The sequence below is a fragment of the Desulfovibrio inopinatus DSM 10711 genome (assembly GCF_000429305.1).
GTDB lineage: Bacteria > Desulfobacterota > Desulfovibrionia > Desulfovibrionales > Desulfovibrionaceae > Alteridesulfovibrio > Alteridesulfovibrio inopinatus.
The window spans coordinates 37,559-57,748 of record NZ_AUBP01000020.1 but is presented as its reverse complement, the minus strand read 5'-3'; the positions used below and the strand labels follow the sequence as shown (position 1 = coordinate 57,748).

12 protein-coding genes and 1 riboswitch are annotated in these 20,190 nt (G+C 51.0%); of the genes, 1 reads left to right on the top strand and 11 read right to left on the bottom strand.

Annotated features, from left to right (window positions below; all coding sequences use genetic code 11):
* Positions 1 to 16 precede the first annotated feature (16 nt).
* The 6 genes from pta to G451_RS0112615 all read right to left on the bottom strand — a co-directional run bounded on the left by pta (position 17) and on the right by G451_RS0112615 (position 11,971).
* Positions 17 to 2,122 carry a phosphate acetyltransferase gene (gene pta, locus G451_RS0112640; protein WP_027184546.1) on the bottom strand — a complete coding sequence of 702 codons (2,106 nt, stop codon included), beginning with the start codon at positions 2,120 to 2,122 and terminating at the stop codon, positions 17 to 19.
* Between the two features lie 181 nt (positions 2,123 to 2,303).
* Complete coding sequence (locus G451_RS0112635) at positions 2,304 to 3,590, bottom strand: (Fe-S)-binding protein (RefSeq protein WP_027184545.1); 1,287 nt, start codon at positions 3,588 to 3,590, stop codon at positions 2,304 to 2,306.
* Between the two features lie 9 nt (positions 3,591 to 3,599).
* Complete coding sequence (locus G451_RS0112630; protein ID WP_027184544.1) at positions 3,600 to 4,994, bottom strand: FAD-binding oxidoreductase; 1,395 nt, start codon at positions 4,992 to 4,994, stop codon at positions 3,600 to 3,602.
* 89 nt (positions 4,995 to 5,083) lie between these two features.
* Positions 5,084 to 6,778 (bottom strand): L-lactate permease, encoded by a 1,695-nt coding sequence (locus G451_RS0112625; protein ID WP_027184543.1) that lies wholly within the window; start codon positions 6,776 to 6,778, stop codon positions 5,084 to 5,086.
* Between the two features lie 276 nt (positions 6,779 to 7,054).
* The gene (gene nifJ / locus G451_RS0112620; protein WP_027184542.1) at positions 7,055 to 10,702 is read right to left on the bottom strand and encodes a pyruvate:ferredoxin (flavodoxin) oxidoreductase; all 3,648 of its coding nucleotides are present in this window, start codon (positions 10,700 to 10,702) and stop codon (positions 7,055 to 7,057) included.
* A gap of 651 nt (positions 10,703 to 11,353) precedes the next feature.
* Complete coding sequence (locus G451_RS0112615; protein WP_027184541.1) at positions 11,354 to 11,971, bottom strand: hypothetical protein; 618 nt, start codon at positions 11,969 to 11,971, stop codon at positions 11,354 to 11,356.
* Between the two features lie 685 nt (positions 11,972 to 12,656).
* Positions 12,657 to 12,742, top strand: a riboswitch (cyclic di-GMP riboswitch).
* Between the two features lie 88 nt (positions 12,743 to 12,830).
* On the opposite strand from G451_RS0112615, the gene G451_RS0112600 reads away from it, so the two are divergent.
* Positions 12,831 to 14,876: a cache domain-containing protein gene (locus G451_RS0112600; protein WP_027184540.1), complete on the top strand. Its 2,046-nt coding sequence runs from the start codon at positions 12,831 to 12,833 to the stop codon at positions 14,874 to 14,876.
* An 85-nt stretch (positions 14,877 to 14,961) separates the two neighbouring features.
* Here the strand turns inward: G451_RS0112600 and G451_RS0112595 are convergent, their stop codons facing one another.
* From G451_RS0112595 to nikA, 5 genes are all read right to left on the bottom strand, one after another.
* On the bottom strand, positions 14,962 to 15,816 hold the full coding sequence (locus G451_RS0112595; protein ID WP_027184539.1) for an ATP-binding cassette domain-containing protein: 855 nt from the start codon (positions 15,814 to 15,816) through the stop codon (positions 14,962 to 14,964).
* Positions 15,813 to 16,616 carry an ATP-binding cassette domain-containing protein gene (locus G451_RS0112590; protein WP_027184538.1) on the bottom strand — a complete coding sequence of 268 codons (804 nt, stop codon included), beginning with the start codon at positions 16,614 to 16,616 and terminating at the stop codon, positions 15,813 to 15,815. Before G451_RS0112590 ends, G451_RS0112595 begins: the two co-directional genes overlap by 4 nt.
* A complete protein-coding gene (gene nikC, locus G451_RS0112585) occupies positions 16,606 to 17,445 on the bottom strand; it encodes a nickel ABC transporter permease subunit NikC (protein ID WP_027184537.1) in 840 nt (279 codons plus the stop codon). Before nikC ends, G451_RS0112590 begins: the two co-directional genes overlap by 11 nt.
* Positions 17,442 to 18,389, bottom strand: a complete 948-nt coding sequence (gene nikB / locus G451_RS0112580; RefSeq protein WP_027184536.1) for a nickel ABC transporter permease subunit NikB — start codon at positions 18,387 to 18,389, stop codon at positions 17,442 to 17,444. Before nikB ends, nikC begins: the two co-directional genes overlap by 4 nt.
* Before the next feature lie 88 nt (positions 18,390 to 18,477).
* Positions 18,478 to 20,061, bottom strand: a complete 1,584-nt coding sequence (gene nikA, locus G451_RS0112575; protein ID WP_034642133.1) for a nickel ABC transporter substrate-binding protein — start codon at positions 20,059 to 20,061, stop codon at positions 18,478 to 18,480.
* Positions 20,062 to 20,190 lie beyond the last annotated feature (129 nt).

The window sequence follows — 20,190 nt, the reverse complement described above, 5'->3', positions numbered from 1 at the left end:
CACCGCCTAGAGGAGCCTATGCTTTTTTTTCGGCCTGTGCCTGAATGGCTGTAATGGCCACGGTGTTGACGATATCGGGCACAGAGCACCCGCGGGACAGGTCGTTCACCGGTTTACGCAGGCCCTGAAGAATTGGGCCGATGGCCACTGCTTGAGCCGCACGTTGAACCGCTTTGTACGTATTGTTACCCGTATTCAAGTCGGGGAAGATGAAGACCGTCGCATGTCCAGCGACCTGAGAATTCGGCAATTTGGTCATTGCCACGGCAGGGTCAACAGCCGCATCGTACTGAATGGGCCCTTCAAGGGGCAGATCCGGAGCCATTTCTTTCGCAATGCGAGCGGCTTCTTTGACCTTTTCCACTTCTTCGCCCTTACCGGACGCTCCTGTGGAGTAGGACAACATAGCGACTTTGGGGTCGACGCCAAAAATGGTCGCCGTCTGAGCAGAAACCACGGCAATTTCAGCAAGCTGTTGCGCTGTGGGGCTTGGGTTAACGGCGCAGTCACCAAAGACAAGCACACGATCTTTCAAGCACATGAGAAAGACGCTGGAGACAATGGATGCACCCGGCTTCGTTTTCACGAATTCAAAAGCGGGACGAATGGTTTGCGCCGTAGTGGTTTCCGAACCCGAAACCATACCGTCGGCATCGCCTTTATACACCATCATCGTGCCAAAATACGTCGGATCGCTCATGCGGTCGCGAGCATCAGACTGACGGATGCCTTTGTGCTTGCGCAGTTCAAAGTACGTGGAGACATAGTCATCAAACAGACTGGACTCTTCAGGATTGATGATGGTTGCACCTTCAATCGCAGCCCCACACGCCGAGGCTTTTGCCCGCACTTCTTCCGGTTTGCCGATCAAAGTAATGTCGGCCACCCCACGACGCAGCAGGATATCCGTTGCTTGCAAAATGCGTTCGCCCGAACCTTCAGGCATGACAATGCGTTGCTTTTCGGCTTTAGCTTTTTCCACCAGACCGAATTCGAACATTTTGGGCGTGACGCGGACAGACTTCCGGGCATCGAGACGGCTCCGCAATTCCTTCACGTTGACGTGTGCTTCAAAGACACCCAACGCGGTAGCGATTTTGCGCTGATCTTCGGGATCAATGCGGCCATAAAGCTGCCCAAGAATGCGGCTGGCCTTGTAGGTGTGCTCTTTGACAGATAAAATAGAAACAGGCACGCCGGTCCACCCTTCAATAAGGCGGTGAACATTACGGCTCGGCTGCAAACCGCCCGTGAGAAGCACACCGGAAATATCAGCATACGACGTCGACAGCCGGGATGCGAGACAGGCTAAAATAATGTCTTCACGATCGCCGGGGGTAATAACGAGCGACGACGGTTCGATGTATTCGAGAAAGTTTCCCACCTGCATAGCCGCGATGACATAGTCCCCGACCAAAGCATCAAGTCGACCATGACCATAGAGCACATCGGCCTTCAGCCATTTTCGAACGCTGTCCATGCTCGGGTTACCCAGCGTGGGTTCTTCAGGAATGAGGTGAATGAGGCAGTCGGGTTCACCGGTACGTTTACAGGTCAGGGCCGAACGAATCGCTTCCAGATCGCTTGATTTAACCCGGTTGATGATAGCGGCAAGGACGTCGAGTCGCTTTTCATAAAATGTGTCGATAGCCAGCCGGGTAGAGCTTACAATATCATCGGGGTCTTTCCCGTTGGCATTGGTTACCAGCGCAACAGGGCTTCCGATGTTTGCGGCAATTTCCGCATTGATATCAAATTCAAATGCCGGATCATGTCCTAAGTAGTCCGTGCCCTCGCAAACGATGAAATCATATTCGGATTCGAGTTTCTTATACCGGGACAAGATTGTTTCAATAAGCTCATTGGTGCGGCCAGCATTCACAAGGTCGCGAGCCTGTCGTAGGGTGTAAACATGGGTATCTTCATACGCCATATCGAGATGGAAGTGGCTCAAGATCAAACTAATATCATGATCCTTCACATCTTCAGGGTAACTGGTAATGATGGGTCGGAAAAAAGCTACACGGCCGACGTCACGAAGAAGTAATTGCATAAAACCGAGGCAAATCGCCGATTTGCCACTTTTTTGCTCTGTTGCCGTGATATAAACGCTTTTTGCCATAAATGTTCTCCTTGCTCGTGTTTTTTTGGGGGAAATATTACCGCGTGATTTGGAATTAACGACCTCAATAAATAAGCCAACCAGCCACTACACCCCAAGGGCTGGGTGTCGTCAAGTCCTCAACATGAAGAAGCCGGCCGGCTTGACCGGCTTTTCATGTCAGCGGATTGTGACACGCGGATTACGAGCTCAGGGTTTCGGCATAAAGTTCCACGGCGTGACGAACAGGAGTTTTCGCTCCCTTTCGCGAGAGTTGATCACTCAACTGCATCATGCACGCAGGACAGCCTGTGGCCACGACATTGGCCTGTGAATCGATGACATTCTGCGCTTTAGCCTCACCAATCGCCGTTGACATCTCTGGAAATTTAACGGTGAAGCTGCCGCCGCAACCACAGCATGACGCGGCATCTGCCATTTCTACATACTCATACGTCTTCGTCGCAGCCAAAAGAGTGCGAGGTTGCGTCGTAACGCCCATGGAATTCCGTAAATGGCAAGGGTCATGCCAGGTAACAGCGGGTATACCAGCCTGTTTGTCCACAGCTTTGACGCCAACGACATCCACCAAGAATTGCGTAATATCCATCACCTTGGGCGCAAGCTGCAAGGCGCGACGCTTGTCATAGGGTCGGGAGTATTCAGGCCAGAGTTTTTTGATGGTAGAAGCGCAGGTTGCGCAGGGGGTAACGAGATAGTCAAACTCGACACCGTCGAACAAATCCAGGTTTTCCCGGACAAGCTCCTCAAATCCTTCGTGTTCGCCGGATGACAATCCGGGAATACCACAGCACGCCATATTTTCAGGCATGAAGACCCCAACGCCGTGATAATCAAACACTTTCAGACAGGCGTGACCAACTTCGGGAAACATCTTATCCACCACGCATCCCGGATAGAATGCCACTGTGACCCCAGACGCACCAGGCTTTGTCATCCGTTTGGGAACGTCGGCATGAAACGGCGTCTGGGCCAACTTCTTAAAATGACGGTCACCGACGAGGGGAGCCTGAAAGCGAGCGCACGATGTGCCCAAGGTTTCGTTGGCTTCCTTGGTAAAAAGCCCCTGAAACTTGGATGCTACGCTCACCAGGCTGTTGAACAACGTCGGGTTGGTCAACAACTTTTGGAAAGCCAAACGCTGAACCGAAGACATTCCAAAGTATCCGGTGAGAATAGCCCGTGCTTTAAAGAAAATATCCGTCACTTTGACGCCACTGGGACAGTTGGCTTCACACGTACCACACATCAAACATTTATTGATGAGCTTGTTCACCTTTTCCGGCTCAGTGAACATTTCCGAAGCCAGACCATCCAATAATGCCAGCTTACCGCGAGTGACATCCGTTTCACGACCGGTCTGCTTGAAGACCGGACACACAGCCTGACACATGCCGCATCGCATGCAGTTGACAAGCTGGTCGTCCAGCTCTTTCATCATCATTGCAAGTCGTTTTACATCAGCCATGGGAACCTCCTACTCGGCCAAAAGTGGGCCCAGGATTTTGCCGGGATTGAGGATACCCTTGGGATCGAGGACGGACTTCATTCTGCGGCAATATTCAATTGTCGCCCGGCTCGTTTCTTGTTCCATGTACTTGGACTTGGCGATACCGATGCCATGTTCACCCGAAAGCGTTCCACCGAGCGCCAGTGCTTCGTCAAAAATGGCGTCAATGGCTTCTTCGACGCGAACCCATTCGTCATGGTTGCGTTTATCCGTTAAAATGGTCGGATGCAGATTGCCGTCGCCAGCATGGCCGAACGTGCCGATAGTGAGATCATAGCGTTTGGCAATCTTGTCCAAAGCTTCCATCATGGCCGGAATCTTGGAACGGGGAACAGTGGCGTCTTCAAGCACGCAGGTAGGTTTCAGCTTAGCCAACGCCGGCAAGGCATCGCGGCGCGCTTGCCATACTTTGTTGCGTTCAGCCGCATCTTTGGCCACGGAAACACTTTTTGCACCGTTCTTTTTACAGATATCTTCCACCATGGCGGCTTCGTCTTCCACCTGTCCGGGGTGGCCATCGACTTCAATGAGCAGCATGGCCTGCGCTTCAACGGGAAGCCCGGCTTTCCGGAAATTTTCAACCGTGCGAATAGTAAAATTATCCATAAATTCCAACGTCGCCGGCACGATCTTCGCGGCAATGATGGCGGCAACAGTGCGCGAAGCGCTCATGACGTCGTCGAAGACGGCCATCATGGACTTAGCGGTTTGCGGAGGAGGAACGAGTTTGAGGGTGATCTTTTCAAAAACCCCAAGCGTTCCTTCGGAAGCCACCATAAGCCCGGAAAGGTTGTATCCCGTCACGCACTTCACGGTTTTGGAACCGGTTTTCACCAACTCGCCATTGACGTCGAAGAAGTCCACGCCCATGACATAATCTTTCGTGACCCCATATTTAAGACCACGCAATCCACCAGCGTTTTCCGCAACGTTACCGCCGAGGGTAGACACGGTCTGTGAACCTGGATCAGGAGGATAGAACAGACCACGTTTCGCCACTTCAGCGGCAAAGGGGGCCGTTATAACGCCGGGTTCAACAACAGCGTAGAGATCTTCTTCGTTGATCTCGAGAATTTTATTCAGCGCATTCGTCAAGATAACAGCGCCACCTTTGGACGGGATGGTGCCACCGGACAGGTTCGTCCCCGAACCACGTACCGTGATGGGAAAGCCGTTCTCGTTGCACAGCTTAACGCATTTCCCCAACTGCTCGCGGCTGGTGGGACGCAGGGCAAAGCCGGGAACACGTTGATCCAAAGGGGCGGCATCATAAGAATATGCGTGCAGGTCGGCTTCCTCGGTCATGACATTCTGTTCGCCCACGATGGCAGCAAAATCTTTTTTCAGAGCATCACTCAGCATGAATACACCTCGTTTTGTTGGCGAAGCCCGCAGCCCCATGCCGACGGGCTTCGCTTGATGGGGGATTTAACTCGGTTTTACAATTCTGCTTAGAAGATACCAGGGAAAAGGACGTAACAGAAGATCAAACCCATAATGCCGACAACAAGACCGTAGAGCACCAACGGAATGGCGTTGCGTCGAATAATGACGCCTTCCATACCTACCAAACCAACGGTAGCCGATGCGGCAACGATGTTGTGGATACAAACCATGTTACCCATGGCGCCGCCAACAGCCTGCAAAGCAACAACAATCTGATGGGGCAAGCCAAGGTTACTGGCCACACCGTACTGAAATTCAGCAAAGAGCAAGTCGGAAACCGTGTTGGAGCCAGTGATGAACGAACCGAGTGCGCCGACAAAGGAAGCAAACATCGGCCAGGTGCTCCCGGCAATACCAGCAACCGCTTGGGCCATACACAGTGGCATGGAGGGGATACCGATGCTGTTGTTGGCGCTCTGTCGAAAAATCGCAACCAGGGCGACGGAGAAAAGCAACGCGATGGTGGGGTTTTTCATGCGCTTAATGGAATCGCCCCAGGCAGCCTTGACTTTTTCAGGTTTCATGCGGTGCAGGAAAATGGTCAGAATGGCAACCAGCGTAAAAGGAATGGTTCCGGGGAGATACAGCGGTTTGATATTGTAGCTGACCGTGTCGTAACCCAGGATATGGCTCCAGGTGAGCGAAAGCGAAGTAACCCAGCCTTTGAAGGGCAGGGTATTCAAACGCGTAAGAACAAGCAGGACACCGATGAGGATGTACGGCAACCATGCCATGAACTGGCTCATGTGGGCTTTGTATTCGCAATTATCTTCACTGGAAATTTCACCGGTCCATTCAGCTTCCCAGTTCGATTGCGGACCGAAATCCCAAACGTCTTTAGGCAGAAACAGACCTTTTTTAGCCGCCGAAACAACGATACCCAAACCAATCAGGCCACCGAGCAGCGAGGGAAACTCCACACCGAAAACGTATGCCGTAATAATGTAGGGAACACCGAATGCCGTAGAGGCGAACAACGAGAACTTCAGCGCGCCAAAGCCTTCAGACCACTTTTTATTCTGACCGAAAAAGCGGGTCATGAAACAAATGGTGAACAAGGGCAAAATGTAAATCATGACCAAGTGGAAGGTGGCAGACCATTTCCCGACGAGGAACATGAATTGTTCCACGCTGGCGACATTCATGGACGTTCCCGAAGCAATGGCTTCCGTCAAAACGGTCTTCAGCGGGGTGAGGCCAAGTAAGATAGGCGTACCGACCGCACCAAAGGTAACCGGCATAGAGTTGAGAATCAGACAAACCATGGCCGCGGCAAGGGCCGGGAAACCAAGAGAAAGCAACAGCGGAGCAGCGATGGCGGCCGGGGTACCGAAACCGGCGGCGCCTTCAATGAACGCGGCGAAGACGAAGGCGATGATGAGTACCTGGATTCGGCGGTCACGGGAGATGCCGTGAAATCCGCAGTTAATGGTTTCCATCGCGCCTGAGTCGCGTAGAGTGTAGAGAATGATAATCGCACCGAAAACAATGATGAGGACGTTAAAGGCTGTTCCGAATCCGCTCAAGGTGGAGGCGAGAACGAAGCCAATGTCCATTTTCCAAAACACCATACCAAAAATTGCCGTCACCAACCATGCCAGCGGCATGGCTTTGGTTGCGGGCCAACGCATGCCCGACATAAGGATAAGCGCTAAGACGATGGGTACGAAAGCGATCAGAGCAAGCACACCGATTGACATGAGATCCTCCACATTTGTCGCGCCGTTTTCACAGGTTTGGAACATCACCACGCTCGACGCGCAGCATAACGTTGTGATGTTCTGGAGGATTATGCTCCGGCGCTACGACCGCCTTCTCAAACGCTGTGAACGGGAAGCCGGACTCCCATGATGGGGAGCCCGACCCCATAATTCCGTTCCACTGCGCAGAAACGCGCGGTGGTATCAGGAAAAAAGCGATTTCATCCAATAACGATGCATCTCTTTTCTCCTGATGCCGGAGGATCTCCTCACATATTACTTTCCGGCTCGACCATCGTCACAGGCTTCACCTGATTCTGGACGGGCCATTTCCCCAGTTTCCGCGACTTCACACACCGGATTCACCGCGGTATCGTCGGTGGTTGCGACCGATTCAGCCGAAACCGAGACGTCATAAGGATTGTGTTCGGCCAGCAGCGAAAGAATTTCAAAACGGCTGAGAATTTCCTTCTCAATCGCTTTACGCAGTTTGGCCGATTCCTCAGGAGCTATTTTTTCCAAGAGGCCGTAGCGGTTTTCCCCAGCCAGGAATTCCTGAAGGGAGCCGTTGGGGGCTTTGGAATCGAGCGTGAACGGATTTTTACCTTCAAGAGCAAGCAGCGGATTGTAGCGGAACAGCGGCCAGTAGCCGGATTCCACGGCCAGCTTGGTTTCAAGCTGAGTTTTACCCATTCCCTTGCGAATCCCCTGGTTGATGCAGGGGGCGTACGCCAGGATAATGGACGGTCCGGGGTAAGATTCAGCTTCTTTGAAGGCCTTGAGCATCTGCTGCTTATTGGCGCCCATGCCAACTGTCGCCACATAGACATAGCCGTAGGTCATGGCCATGCGGGCGAGATCTTTTTTCGCGGTCTTTTTGCCCGATGCGGCAAACTTGGCGATCGCGCCGGTCGGCGTGGCTTTGGAGGACTGCCCACCTGTGTTGGAGTACACTTCCGTGTCCATGACCAGAACGTTGACGTCTTCACCCGAAGCAATGACGTGATCCAGTCCGCCGTAGCCGATATCGTAGGCCCAGCCGTCACCACCGAAAATCCAGACGGATTTCTTGGTGAAGAGATCGGACATGGAAGCTATTTCAGCCAAAGCCGGATCGCTGGTGTCGGCCAACAACGCTTTAAGCTTGTCACCAAAGACACGGGACTGTTCCGGATCGTTCTTATTGGCCAACCATCCATCCATGGCGTCACGCAGGTCACCGGAGGCGCCTTCCAAGGATTTTTCCATGCAGGCTGCCAAGTAATCGCGACGCTGATTGACAGACATGTTCATGCCGTAGCCAAATTCAGCGGCATCTTCGAACAAAGAGTTGCCCCAGGCCGGGCCGTGACCATTTTTGTTGGTGCAGTACGGCGTGGTGGGAGCGGAAGCACCCCAAATGGATGAGCATCCTGTGGCGTTGGCAATGTACATCCGTTCCCCGAAGAGTTGCGTCAGCACGCGAACATACGGGGTTTCACCGCAACCCGAGCAGGCACCCGAGAATTCCATGAGAGGTTTCTGGAACTGGCTGCCCTTCACGGAATCGCGAGGCATGATGTCGTCTTTCAAGGAGATGGCATCGGCAAAGTCGAAATTCGGGACTTCACTGTCGGTCTGAGTTGCCAGAGGCTTCATAACCAGGGCCGATTCTTTAGCCGGACAGATGTCGGCGCAGTTACCACAACCCAGGCAGTCGAGCGTATTGATCTGAATACGGAACTTGAGCCCCTTGAGGCCTTTGCCTTTGGCTTCCAGCGTATCGAACGTACCGGGCGCTCCGGCAAGTTCTTCTTCCGTTGCCAAGACCGGCACAATGGCGCTGTGAGGGCAGACAAACGCACATTGGTTACACTGAATGCAGTTGTCTTTGACCCACTCGGGGACATTGATGGCAACACCGCGTTTTTCGTACTTGGACGTTCCCGAAGGCATGGTGCCATCGGCGGCAAAGGCGGAAACGGGGAGTGTATCGCCCTTCTGCGCCAAGATGGGGCGCATGACGTTTTTGACGTAGTCGGGTTCGTCCGCGTGGTTGACTGTTTCATCAGCCAAATCAGCCCAGCCAGCGGGATAGGCCACGTCTTTGAGGTTGGCGATAGCGCCGTCAACAGCGGCGATGTTCATGTTAACAATTTTATCGCCCTTCTTGCCGTACGCTTTTTTGATAGATTCCTTCAGGTAGGCAACGGCCTGGTCAAAATCGATGACGTTAGCCAATTTGAAGAAGGCGGTCTGCATGATCATGTTGATGCGTCCACCCAGGCCGACACCGGCGGCAATGGACACAGCATCGATGGTGTAGAACTTGATCTTTTTGGACGCGATAGTCTTCTTCAGCGAAGCAGGCAGATGTGTTTCCAGTGCGTCGAGATCCCAAGCACAGTTAAGGAGGAATGTTCCGCCCTCTTTGATGCCTTCAAGCAAGTCATACATGGTCACATAGCTCGGATTGTGGCAGGCCACATAATCGGGCTTGGTGACGAGGTAGGTGGACTGAATGGGAGACGGTCCGAAACGCAAGTGCGAGATGGTGATGCCACCGGACTTTTTGGAGTCGTACGCAAAATAGCCCTGGGCATAGAGCTCGGTCTTGTCGCCGATGATCTTGATGGCCTGCTTGTTCGCGCCAACGGTTCCGTCGGAACCCAGGCCCCAGAACTTGCACTGAATGGCACCGGCCGGGGTGGTATCGGCGAAATCGGCATCAATGGGCAACGAGGAGTTTGTCACGTCGTCGACGATACCGACGGTGAAATGATTCTTCGGTGCATCGGCATCCATGTTGGCAAAAACAGCGGCTACCATGGCCGGGTTGAACTCTTTGGAGCCAAGGCCGTAGCGGCCGGCAAGGAGCTTCACCGAGCGGCCGGCTTCAAGGCAGGCCGAGGCAACGTCGAGGTACAAGGGATCGCCAGCGGCGCCGGGTTCTTTCGTGCGATCGAGCACCGTGACAACCTTGGCCGACGCGGGGATGGCGGCGAGAACGGCTTCGTTGACGAAAGGACGGTACAACCGCACTTTAACCAAACCGACTTTTTCGCCCTTGGCCACCAGCGCATTGACGACTTCTTCAATGGTTTCACAACCGGAGCCCATAGCGATGATCACGCGTTCAGCGTCGGCAGCACCAACATAGTCGAACAAATTGTATTCACGACCAGTCAGTTCGGCGACCTGCTTCATCACCTCGGAGACGATGCCGGGCACGGCGTTGTAATACGAATTGGCAGCTTCGCGACCTTGGAAGTAAATATCGGGGTTTTGCGCCGTACCGCGAATATTCGGATGTTCCGGATTCATTGAGCGGGTACGGAATTTGGCCAAGGCGTCTTTATCGACAAGTGCGGCCATATCATCATAGTCGGAGACTTCAATCTTTTGGATCTCGTGAGACGTACGGAATCCATCAAAGAAATGCACGAAGGGCAGGCTTGCTTTCAGCGTGGCCAAATGCGCAACAAGCGCCATATCGTGGGCTTCTTGCACCGAAGCCGACGCGAGCAAGGCAAAACCAGTCTGGCGAGCAGCCATGACGTCGGCATGGTCACCGAAGATCGACAGGGCATGCGCAGCCAGAGCGCGAGCCGAAACATGAAAAACCGCGGGAAGCAATTCACCGGCGATTTTGTACATATTGGGGATCATGAGGAGCAGGCCCTGAGAGGCCGTGAAGGTCGTGGTCAACGATCCGGCAGCCAGAGAACCGTGAACGGCACCGGCGGCACCGGCTTCAGACTGGAGTTCGCGAACAAGCAGTTTTTCACCAAAAATGTTCTCGCGGCCGGCGGCGGCCCAGTCGTCACAAACTTCGCCCATAGTCGAGGACGGAGTGATGGGATAAATAGCGGCAACTTCGCTCATGGCGTAGGCCACATATGAGGTGGCGGTGTTGCCGTCGACTGTCATCGTCTTCTTGGACACGAAATCCTCCTTCGAGATATCGTCAGTGTTTCCACATAAACCTCGGCCTGCCGTCAGGGACGCGTATGAAACGACGACAAACCGAGGTAAACTGCCAGGGCAGGGGTGTGGGTACGTGGGTAGCCTGCGTGCTGAGGCTATGGGGGCAACCCCGGCAGTGATGCACATAAGGCAAGACCCGTGCCAGGAAGGTGATTCGAGAGTCAAAATGAATAATTCTAATTAATTATGATTGATTGGTCGGTCAACTGCGTAAGGCTTTGAGAAAATTAAGAATCAGAAAAAACAGAGCAGAGTCTTAAATTCTGGAAAATCAGAATAAAGAGAGGGAAGTTTTCTGGTTTTTTGGAATCGGTTCAAACGTGAAAGCCATGAATCGCCTTCACAATCATTTGTCGTTGACCTCTAAAACTCTTTTTAGAATTGCTTCTGCCCTCGGGACAGTTTCAGTACAACAAACGCCTCAAGCCAATGAGGCATTTACACGACACTCCTTCAGGAAGAGCTCAACAGTGTCTAACTCTAACTGAATATTCCATTCTCCTCTGACACCTTCTCAATATCTGCGATGCCATTCAGGTTCGGCACACGCCGCCGTGAAGCTGACTAACGCAAAAGAAAGCGTTCCATTCATTTTTTCATAGAACAACCTCAAAATGTTCCATATTCAACCTCTTCATCATCTTGAAATGGGTCGATCGGGAGTGGGGTCTTTTTATTTTGCTGATGTTGTTGATGGAGTTTCTTGCAAAGAGCGTATGTTCTTTGGGCTGAAGCGGTAAACCCCATAAGAGAAAATCTGAGAAATATCGGATTGAGCTTGGTATGTATTTTAAAGAAAATCGATCTCCCATAAACCATGTCTTGGAGAAGACCTTGCGGATTGGAAAATTTCTGGAATGCTATTTCATAGAGCCCGGTATTGCTGAAAAGATTAAGAACATACCTGAATTTATGTATTCGTCTTTCATCAACTCTCCCTTCAGCTATCAAATTCTCTTTTGATGTATTTCTTTCACCGCCATACCTCCCGAGAATACTCATATACTGAATACTACAATTGCGTGGTGATCTCCACAGGTAAAGCGTTTCCCCGTAAGCACATTGCTGACATGGAGTTGATGCAACAGCCATAACTTCCTTTTCAGTATCTAAAATAAAAGATTTCCACGCCTTACTCGATTTAAGCTGTGAAGTCGTATTCTCTGCAAGACCTTGAACGGAAAAGCTGAGAAAAATCAGAATGAAGAAACAGTATCTGATAAGCATACGCCCCTCTTTGAATAAAGCTGTCTCCGTTACGAAAATACAAATCTATGAAAGATTACAATAAAATGACACTCCTTGAGGAAAAGGCATGCGAATTCCATCAATATGGGGATACTTTTTCTCTGTAGCACGAATTTCGATTGGTATACAAGAGATGGTAAAGAAAAAGCAGTGAATCTCAACTTGATTTCAATTGGATCGACTCTTTCTCACCGTCATCAAGGCCTGTGGAGGCCACAAATTATCGATACGTTCATGAACGCAATCTTCCGCTTCTGAAATGAATTGAATGCTCTTTTCGAGCACTCAGTAAAGAGTGTTCTCCTATACCATGCAATACATACTAATGAAGTACACATTGACACGTTCCCATCAATATGGATGTTCTTTTTCAAAAATAAAATTAATGCAGAACAAATACAGCAAGGTGTCAATCTCAGATGGCTCAATTTTAAAATGATACTCTAAATAGTCATGAATTTTCATTAAATTATGGAACATGACCAGCCTTCGTTTAATATATTACAAAAATGAACACAACGCCCGCAGCGCTTCCTGATGATTCAAAAACACAAAGCATACACTAAAAAATAACACTTAAATACAAACATTTAAACTAACACCATTACATTTACAACAGATACCAACTTGACATTCACCATGCCACAAAATACTTTTTTGTAAATTTATGAAATGCCTACCCCGTCGTGAGACGGGTGTGTTCGGAAAGCTACGGGTCTCATACCACAGGGAGATAGCCGAGCTGCAAGCCAATCAGGAATACTGATTGGCATTTTTTTTGGCCATGCGTTGGTTATAAACTATGATTCTATAGCGATCTATTATCATGGAGATTGCAATGAGTATGCTTGAGGTTGAAAGAGAAAATCTTCTTAAAATGATGCCTGCTGTTTCTGTATATAAAGAGAAACTAAAAACATTTGATAGGCAATGGGTGAAGATAACACTCACAGGAAAAATAAATTCCAATAGAGTTGCCTCCACATTGATAGATTTCATGGAGACAACGCAAAACAAGTTTTTATCATTGCAGGAGAACCTTATTCACGAGTTAGTGAATAAAAATTGTGAAAAAATTACGCAGGAAATGACGAACCTTTCACAGGTTGCCATCGACATTTTAAAACGCAACCTTTTTGAAAGGACTGCAGATGTTGGCTTTTTGGCAACGGATGATGATATTGTTCAATTCTTAATTGAGGGGAATTCGAGCACAGAGCACACCAATGACATTGAAAATCGTCTCCGCGAGTACCAAGAGAAATACACGGTCTATGAAGAAATCATAATTTTTGACAATTCCGGAAATGTTTGTGCACATCTCGACAAGAGCTCAGATATACGCACCAGTCATGATCCCGTCCTTTCGCAAGCCGCCTTGCATGATGGATATATTGAAACCTTCAACGCATCGGATATGCGACCGTCACAAGAACGTGCCCTCATCTATTCCCATCGCATTGTTCACCCCGAATATGGGACACCGCTGGGAACGCTCTGTTTATGCTTTGATTTTGCGGGGGAAATGGACGGCATCTACAAGCAGCTTATCCAAAAAGAACGCATCATTATCTGCATTCTCAACGACCAAGGACACGTCATTTCAAGCAGTGATCCTCAAACAGTACCGCTTGATTCCCACCAATCCATGGTGCTGGGGAAAGAATTCCAGCTCGTAAGAATCGACAATACCCTCTATTTGGCAAAAACAGCAGAAACAAACGGCTACCAAGGATTCTTTGGACTCCCTTGGTTTGGTCACATTCTGTATCCCCTTGAGCTCGCTTTCGGCAAAAGAAATGGCCTCGACGTTGCCACATCGTGTGATGTCCGCAACACCAATCTCTTTGCCGGCTCACTCCGACAAATCGATGAGGACGCCGATGATATACTGAGTGATCTTGGCCTGGTTGTTTTGAATGGCGAGGTCATGGCGGCCAAACAGATTGTCAATGCAGATCCCGTCATCTGTCAGGAGGCCAATGCACTCCCCCCGGTCCTCGACGCCATTCACCAAGTCGGCGAACATATTCGTGACTTGTTCTCGGAATCGATATCGAGTTTGCTCAACACCGTGCTCTCCTCCCGGCTTGATGATATGAAGTTCCAAGCGTCGTTGGCCATCGATATTATGGACCGAAACCTCTACGAACGCGCCAATGATTGCCGCTGGTGGGCGCTGAATTCAACGTTTCGGCGAATTCTGTCGCAAAGCTCCATCACAGAGGCAGACAAAAAGCGCTTGGAAGATATATTGGAGTATATCAACTCGCTCTATACGGTCTATACGAATCTTATTTTGTTTGATGCCACTGGACACGTTGTTGCCGCATCATCAAAAAACTCTGCCGTCTTTTTTGGAGATAAGTTGTCCTCCGACTACATTAGGCGGTGTTTGGGGTTATCGGCATCACACGAATATTGTGTTTCGAAATTCAAAACATTCGAAGAGGCTCGCATCGGCAACCAACCTTCGCCGTTCACCTATATTTACAATGCTGCCGTCTTTCATGAACACATTCCCGGCCACGCTGTCGGAGGAATTGCCTTAGTATTTGACAGCGGCCCGCAATTCAAAGCCATGTTGAATGATGCATTACCACGCAATGAGGACGGACGTATCCAAGACGGCTCCCTCGCCTTCTTTCTCGATCGTCACAAACGCATTATCAGCTCAACCTCGGAGGCGTGGAATCCAGGAGACAAGTTCCCCATCGAAGAACAATACGTCTGCATCGACAACGGGAATCTCTGTTCCGATATGGTCACAATTGATGGAAAAAACTACATCCTCGGCTGCACCATGTCGAACGGCTACAGAGAATACAAGCGCGATGGCATCTATACAAATGATGTATTGGCTGCGGTTCTAGTGGAAGTATGAGGAGACGAACGTATTGAATATACTTATGATACCGTTGTAGTATAGGCAACACTGTCAAAGCATGTTTTTTTTCATCAACACATGATCAATACCCGACCTCGACGGCGTTGCTCCGGACCTGCGAACTCATCGAGTCATAACAGGAAGCTTCCATCCCCTGCGGCTTGGCCGGCAGGAGTGAGTTGGCGAGTTCGCGGAAGCCTTCGCTTGTGAGATCAGCTCGGCCGTCAACACAGGGGGCGCATTCTACAATATGACCATGTTGCAGCACAGCGACGCGGTTACTTAGTCTGGAGACGACGCGTAAGTCATGCGAAATAAAAAGGATGCTCATTCCGTGTTCCCGGCCGAGTTTCGCAAGCAACTCCATGACTTGCGCCTGCACAAGCATATCGAGCGAACTGACGGATTCGTCGAGGACCACAATTTCCGGGTTCAGCGCCATGGCGCGTGCGATACAAACCCGTTGCAATTGGCCTCCACTGCAATGGGCAGGGAGTTTACCGGCATCCGAAGCACGAAGTCCAACCATTTCCAACAGCTCCGGCACCTGCTGACGCAATGCCGAACTCCTGGATTGGCCGAAATTACGTAAGGGCTCGGCAATGATGTCTCCCACCCGCATGCGTGGATTCACCGCACCGACAAAATCCTGGAAAACGACTTGGACGTTGCGTCGGTATGTCCACCAATCCGCCCCACGAAGCGTTGCAATATCATGCCCTTTATAACGCACAACACCGGCGTCTGGCCGTTCAAGCCCAAGAAAAAGCCGGCCAAGCGTTGATTTACCGCACCCACTCCGCCCCACCAGCCCCAGGCATTCACCACGATCAAGATATAAAGAAACGTCTGTCAGTACTTCGACCTGCTTACCGCGACTGAAGAACCCACCTTGCCGATAAACTTTTTGGACATGGGATGTTTCGAGAAGTGTCATAGCGTGGCTCCCTCTTGGTGAGCGTCGGCAAAGGCGTGGTGCAAAGCGAAATGCGCATCAAGAAGAGTTACCGTGTAGGGATGTGTCGGTGCATCGAAAATACGTTGAACCGATCCCGACTCCACAATGCGACCGTCGCGCATGACGGCGACAGTATCCGCTATTCTGGCCACAACGGAAAGATCATGGGTAACAAGCAACAATCCGATGTTGCGTTCACGGCGAAGATGATCGAGCAAATCAAGTACCATGGATTGTGCGGGCATATCCAGATCGGTCGTCGGTTCATCTGCCAACAACACACCGGGCGAAGTCACCATAGCCAAAGCAATCATGACGCGCTGCAACATACCACCGCTCATCTGAAAGGGAAAAAGCGGCAACACCGATTCGGGATCATGAAAACCGGCATCGGAAAGCGCCTGCAAGACTGTGTTCCAGTGCTTTTTTTCAGACAAACCGTGTGCGGCGAGCGTTTCACGAAAATGACTTTTAATGGAAAATACCGGGTCAAAACAACTGGAAGGGTTTTGCGGCATCATGCCGACATCCTTTCCACATCGAAAAGTTGGCCGCCCTTTGTACTGAATCGTACCTTCAACAATAACGGCCTTTGCCGGTAAAAGATCCATCACACTCAGGCAGGTCATAGACTTGCCGCACCCGCTTTCGCCAATCAAGCAGAGAACCTGGCCGGCGGAAAGGGACAGGCCCACCTGCTTGATGACGGATTTGGAGCGACCACTCGACACCACGTCGACGCACAGATTGTGGATCGCCAAAAGCGGCTCAGTGGCCATGATCGAGCTCCTCTTGAATGTGGGGGTCAAGATGATCACGCAAGGCGTCCCCAAGGAGATTGAATGCCATGACGGAGAGGAAAATCATGGCTCCTGGGATCAGCATAAGCTGTGGGGCCGTGCGTAAATATTGCCGGGCATCGCCGATCATCACCCCCCATTCGGGCGTGGGAGGTTGGACTCCGAGTCCCAAAAAGGACAGTCCGGAAACATGGAGCATCATATGGCCAACGTCCAATGTCGCAAGCACTGCCATTTGCGCGAGTACCGGGGGCAAGATGTGACGTATAAACAATGGAATACTGCGCGCCCCGGCAACGTGTGCCGCTAAGACGTGTTCTCGATGACGCTGTTGCAGCACCATACCACGTACCATACGTGCATACCAGGCCCAGTGTGTAAAGACGATCGCGATAATCACGTTGATTAAGCCCGTTCCTAAAACCCCAATAAGGAACAGCGCGAGGATAAATGTTGGAAAGGTCAGGACCACGTCGCACATGCGCATAATGCTGGCGTCGATCGCGCCCCCGCAGTAGCCGGAGAGACCGCCGACTGCAAAGGAAAGCACGAGGATGGTACAAACAATAATGGCGACGGACCCCAGAGATGCGCGAGCCCCGTAAAGGATACGCGAATAAATAGAGCGGCCCAAGTGGTCGGTTCCAAACGGTTCCGACAGACTTGGCGGCTCCAGCTTTCGGCTGATATCGGTCAGGTTGGGATTCGTCGTCGCAAGCCACGGCGCGAATGCAGCCATAGATAAGAGTACTACGAGGATGACAATCGCGGCCACGAGCACTTTACGACTCCATAGGGCATGTATCATGACTGTCCCCTGCTGCCGGAAAGGCGGATTCGTGGGTCGGCTACCGCATAAGCAATATCCACGACAAGATTACACGTAACAAAAATAGTGGTCATAACCAGCATGAAACATTGCAACACAGGAAAGTCCCGATTGTAGATGCTGGATACGGCGTAATGTCCCACCCCCGGCCAGGCAAAAACCACTTCCACCACGACCGCACCGCCCAACAATTCACCGATATGCATGCCCGTAGCCGTCAGGATCGGGATAAGTGCATTGACGAACATATGCTTCCAGACAACAACACGCTCCGATACGCCGCGCATGCGAGCATAAAGAACAAAGCGGTGGTGCATGGTTTCCAGCATACTCGCCCGGATGAGTCGTGTATTGACAGCCAGAGACATGACCGCCAGCGTAAAAGCAGGTAAAATCAGATGGGATATTCCGCCTCTCCCGAGAGGAGGCAACCAACCGAGCTCCACGGAAAAGAGCCAGACAAGGAGAAATCCCAGCCAAAAGTTCGGAATGGAAACGCCACTGAAGGCAAACAGACGCGTGAGATGATCTTCAATACTATCTTTGCGTAATGCCGCCCAAACACCCATCAACGTGGAAAAGACCAGCGTAATACCAAGGGATGCGGCGGCCAATTCCAAGGTGGCGGGCAGATAATACAGCATTTCATCGATGACGGGCCGCCCCGTCATATAGGAGCGGCCGAAATCGAGATGGACAGCCTTTGACAACCAGTCCGCGTATTGCACGCCGATGGGTTTATCCAAGCCCAAGGTCTCTCGCGCCATAGCGAGATTTTCAGCCGTTGGCGGAATCCGGGACAGCCGTAAATACGATTGAGCCGGATCGCCTGGAGCCCATCGAAGGATGCAGAAAATCACGAGTGACATGGCCAAAAGCAACACAGGTAACAGTGCGAGACGGCGCACGATATACTTTAACACGGTCGCGTCTCCCCTTTACTACGGAATGGTGTGACGACACGTTTGTTGTGAAGGGAAACGCATCGAAACACCTGCCGATTGGCGTTGCTCATTGCCACGACATCTCCTCGAACGGTACAACTTCTTTAATGAGGGCAAACCCAGGAACGATTAAATCATTCTTATGAACCATGATATTCGTCATATATGTAAGCGGCAGATAGACGGCCTGATCGTGCAATGTGGTCAGAATATCTCGGTAGAGAGCGGACCGGGATGCTTCGTCGGTCGTTGTGAAAACCTGATCGATCTTGGCGTCGATATCCTTTTTCATGGGCAACCCGACTTGGGCTTGATAGTCGGCGTGAGACGGGACGCGCATGCTGCTGACCATGGCGTGCGGTTCATACGGAGGGCCCCACGTATCATTGAATATCATGCCAAACGTCCCGTCCTGCTGGCGTCTTGAAAACGCGTCGGGCTCGTCGCCGAGAAGCGTTACGGCAATGCCGACTTTCGCCAACTCACCTTGCAACAGTTCAACGACAGCCTTCTGTAAGGCATCGTTGCCCACGAAGCATATCTCGATCGCAAGAGGTTGACCGTCTTTTACACGGACGGTTTCACCGGCAGGAAGTTTCCACCCGGCTTCATCAAGCAAACGTGCGGCTTTATTCCTATCGAATGCATACGGTTGAAGCCCCAGGTTGCAATATGGAATATCGGGGGCAAACAACGTATCGGCGCGTTTTTCCGCGTCGAGAAAAATCCCCTTCACAAACGCGTCCTTATCCACGGCATGCAAAATCGCACGCCGCACGGCCAGCTCTTTCGTCGGACCATAATTTGAATTGAGACAAAGAGCTCGAGTTCCCATGCCGCCCGATGTCGCCGTAATATTGCTTGTATCTGCCGACAGTGCTTTGAAAGCGTCCAGGCTGATTTGACCGGCAGCGTGTCCCCCAGGCCCATAGATGAGCCCCACCGTCCCGGTTTCATAGGCTGTAAGCCGTGAATTGGGGTCACTGATCACCATGACCCGAACAGAATCGATTTTGGGTTTTAGTCCCCAATACTTCTCATTCCGCACAAAGAGATCGTACTCTCCGAGTCGCGATTCTTTCAAAATCCAGGGCCCCGTCCCCACAGGCGCTTTGATCCCTTCAGTCGTATTGCCACTCTCCGGAAAGGCTTTGGGTGAAAGAAACCGCAAGGGACGAATGAGAGCGAGTTCTTGAAGCGTAGGATAATACGGCGCTTTGAGGTGTAAAACAAACGTGCTGTCATCGGGGGCTTCGACCGACTCGATTCTATTGACGAGTTCCAGCCATTTGTGACGTTTGAAATTGGCCAACACAGCCTCGAAATTTTTCACCACAGAGGGGGCATCGAATGGCGTGCCGTCCGTATACTGAACTCCATCACGCAACGTAAACGTATACGTTTTCCCATCAGGGGAAATACTCCATGATTCAGCCAAGCACGGGACGATATTTCCATTCTCCCCATATTTCACCAATGGTTCATACACCATGTTCTGGGCATACATCTGGTTGGGAGAATACAGGTGAGGGTTGAGCGGACCGGCATTGACCTGCCAGGAGAAAACCAATTCATGATTCTCCGCAAAGACCGAGCCTCCTGTCAGGACAAAGCCCATTGCGAGAAGAAAGGAAAGGACATAGCGCACCATGAGCACCCCTTCGTGTTACTATATATATTTTTTTAGCACGAATTAGTCTTATTTTAAGAAGTATGTCAACATAACGAGATATAGAATTCAATTTTTGATAACAGATATTAAGTGAAAATTCTTCGATAC

Excerpts from the sequence above, each read along its gene's own strand:
- pta (WP_027184546.1), bottom strand. The coding sequence starts at position 2,122 with ATGGCAAAAAGCGTTTATATCACGGCAACAGAGCAAAAAAGTGGCAAA.
- G451_RS0112635 (WP_027184545.1), bottom strand. The coding sequence starts at position 3,590 with ATGGCTGATGTAAAACGACTTGCAATGATGATGAAAGAGCTGGACGAC.
- G451_RS0112630 (WP_027184544.1), bottom strand. The coding sequence starts at position 4,994 with ATGCTGAGTGATGCTCTGAAAAAAGATTTTGCTGCCATCGTGGGCGAA.
- G451_RS0112625 (WP_027184543.1), bottom strand. The coding sequence starts at position 6,778 with ATGTCAATCGGTGTGCTTGCTCTGATCGCTTTCGTACCCATCGTCTTA.
- G451_RS0112615 (WP_027184541.1), bottom strand. The coding sequence starts at position 11,971 with ATGCTTATCAGATACTGTTTCTTCATTCTGATTTTTCTCAGCTTTTCC.
- G451_RS0112600 (WP_027184540.1), top strand. The coding sequence starts at position 12,831 with ATGAGTATGCTTGAGGTTGAAAGAGAAAATCTTCTTAAAATGATGCCT.
- G451_RS0112595 (WP_027184539.1), bottom strand. The coding sequence starts at position 15,816 with ATGACACTTCTCGAAACATCCCATGTCCAAAAAGTTTATCGGCAAGGT.
- G451_RS0112590 (WP_027184538.1), bottom strand. The coding sequence starts at position 16,616 with ATGGCCACTGAGCCGCTTTTGGCGATCCACAATCTGTGCGTCGACGTG.
- nikC (WP_027184537.1), bottom strand. The coding sequence starts at position 17,445 with ATGATACATGCCCTATGGAGTCGTAAAGTGCTCGTGGCCGCGATTGTC.
- nikA (WP_034642133.1), bottom strand. The coding sequence starts at position 20,061 with ATGGTGCGCTATGTCCTTTCCTTTCTTCTCGCAATGGGCTTTGTCCTG.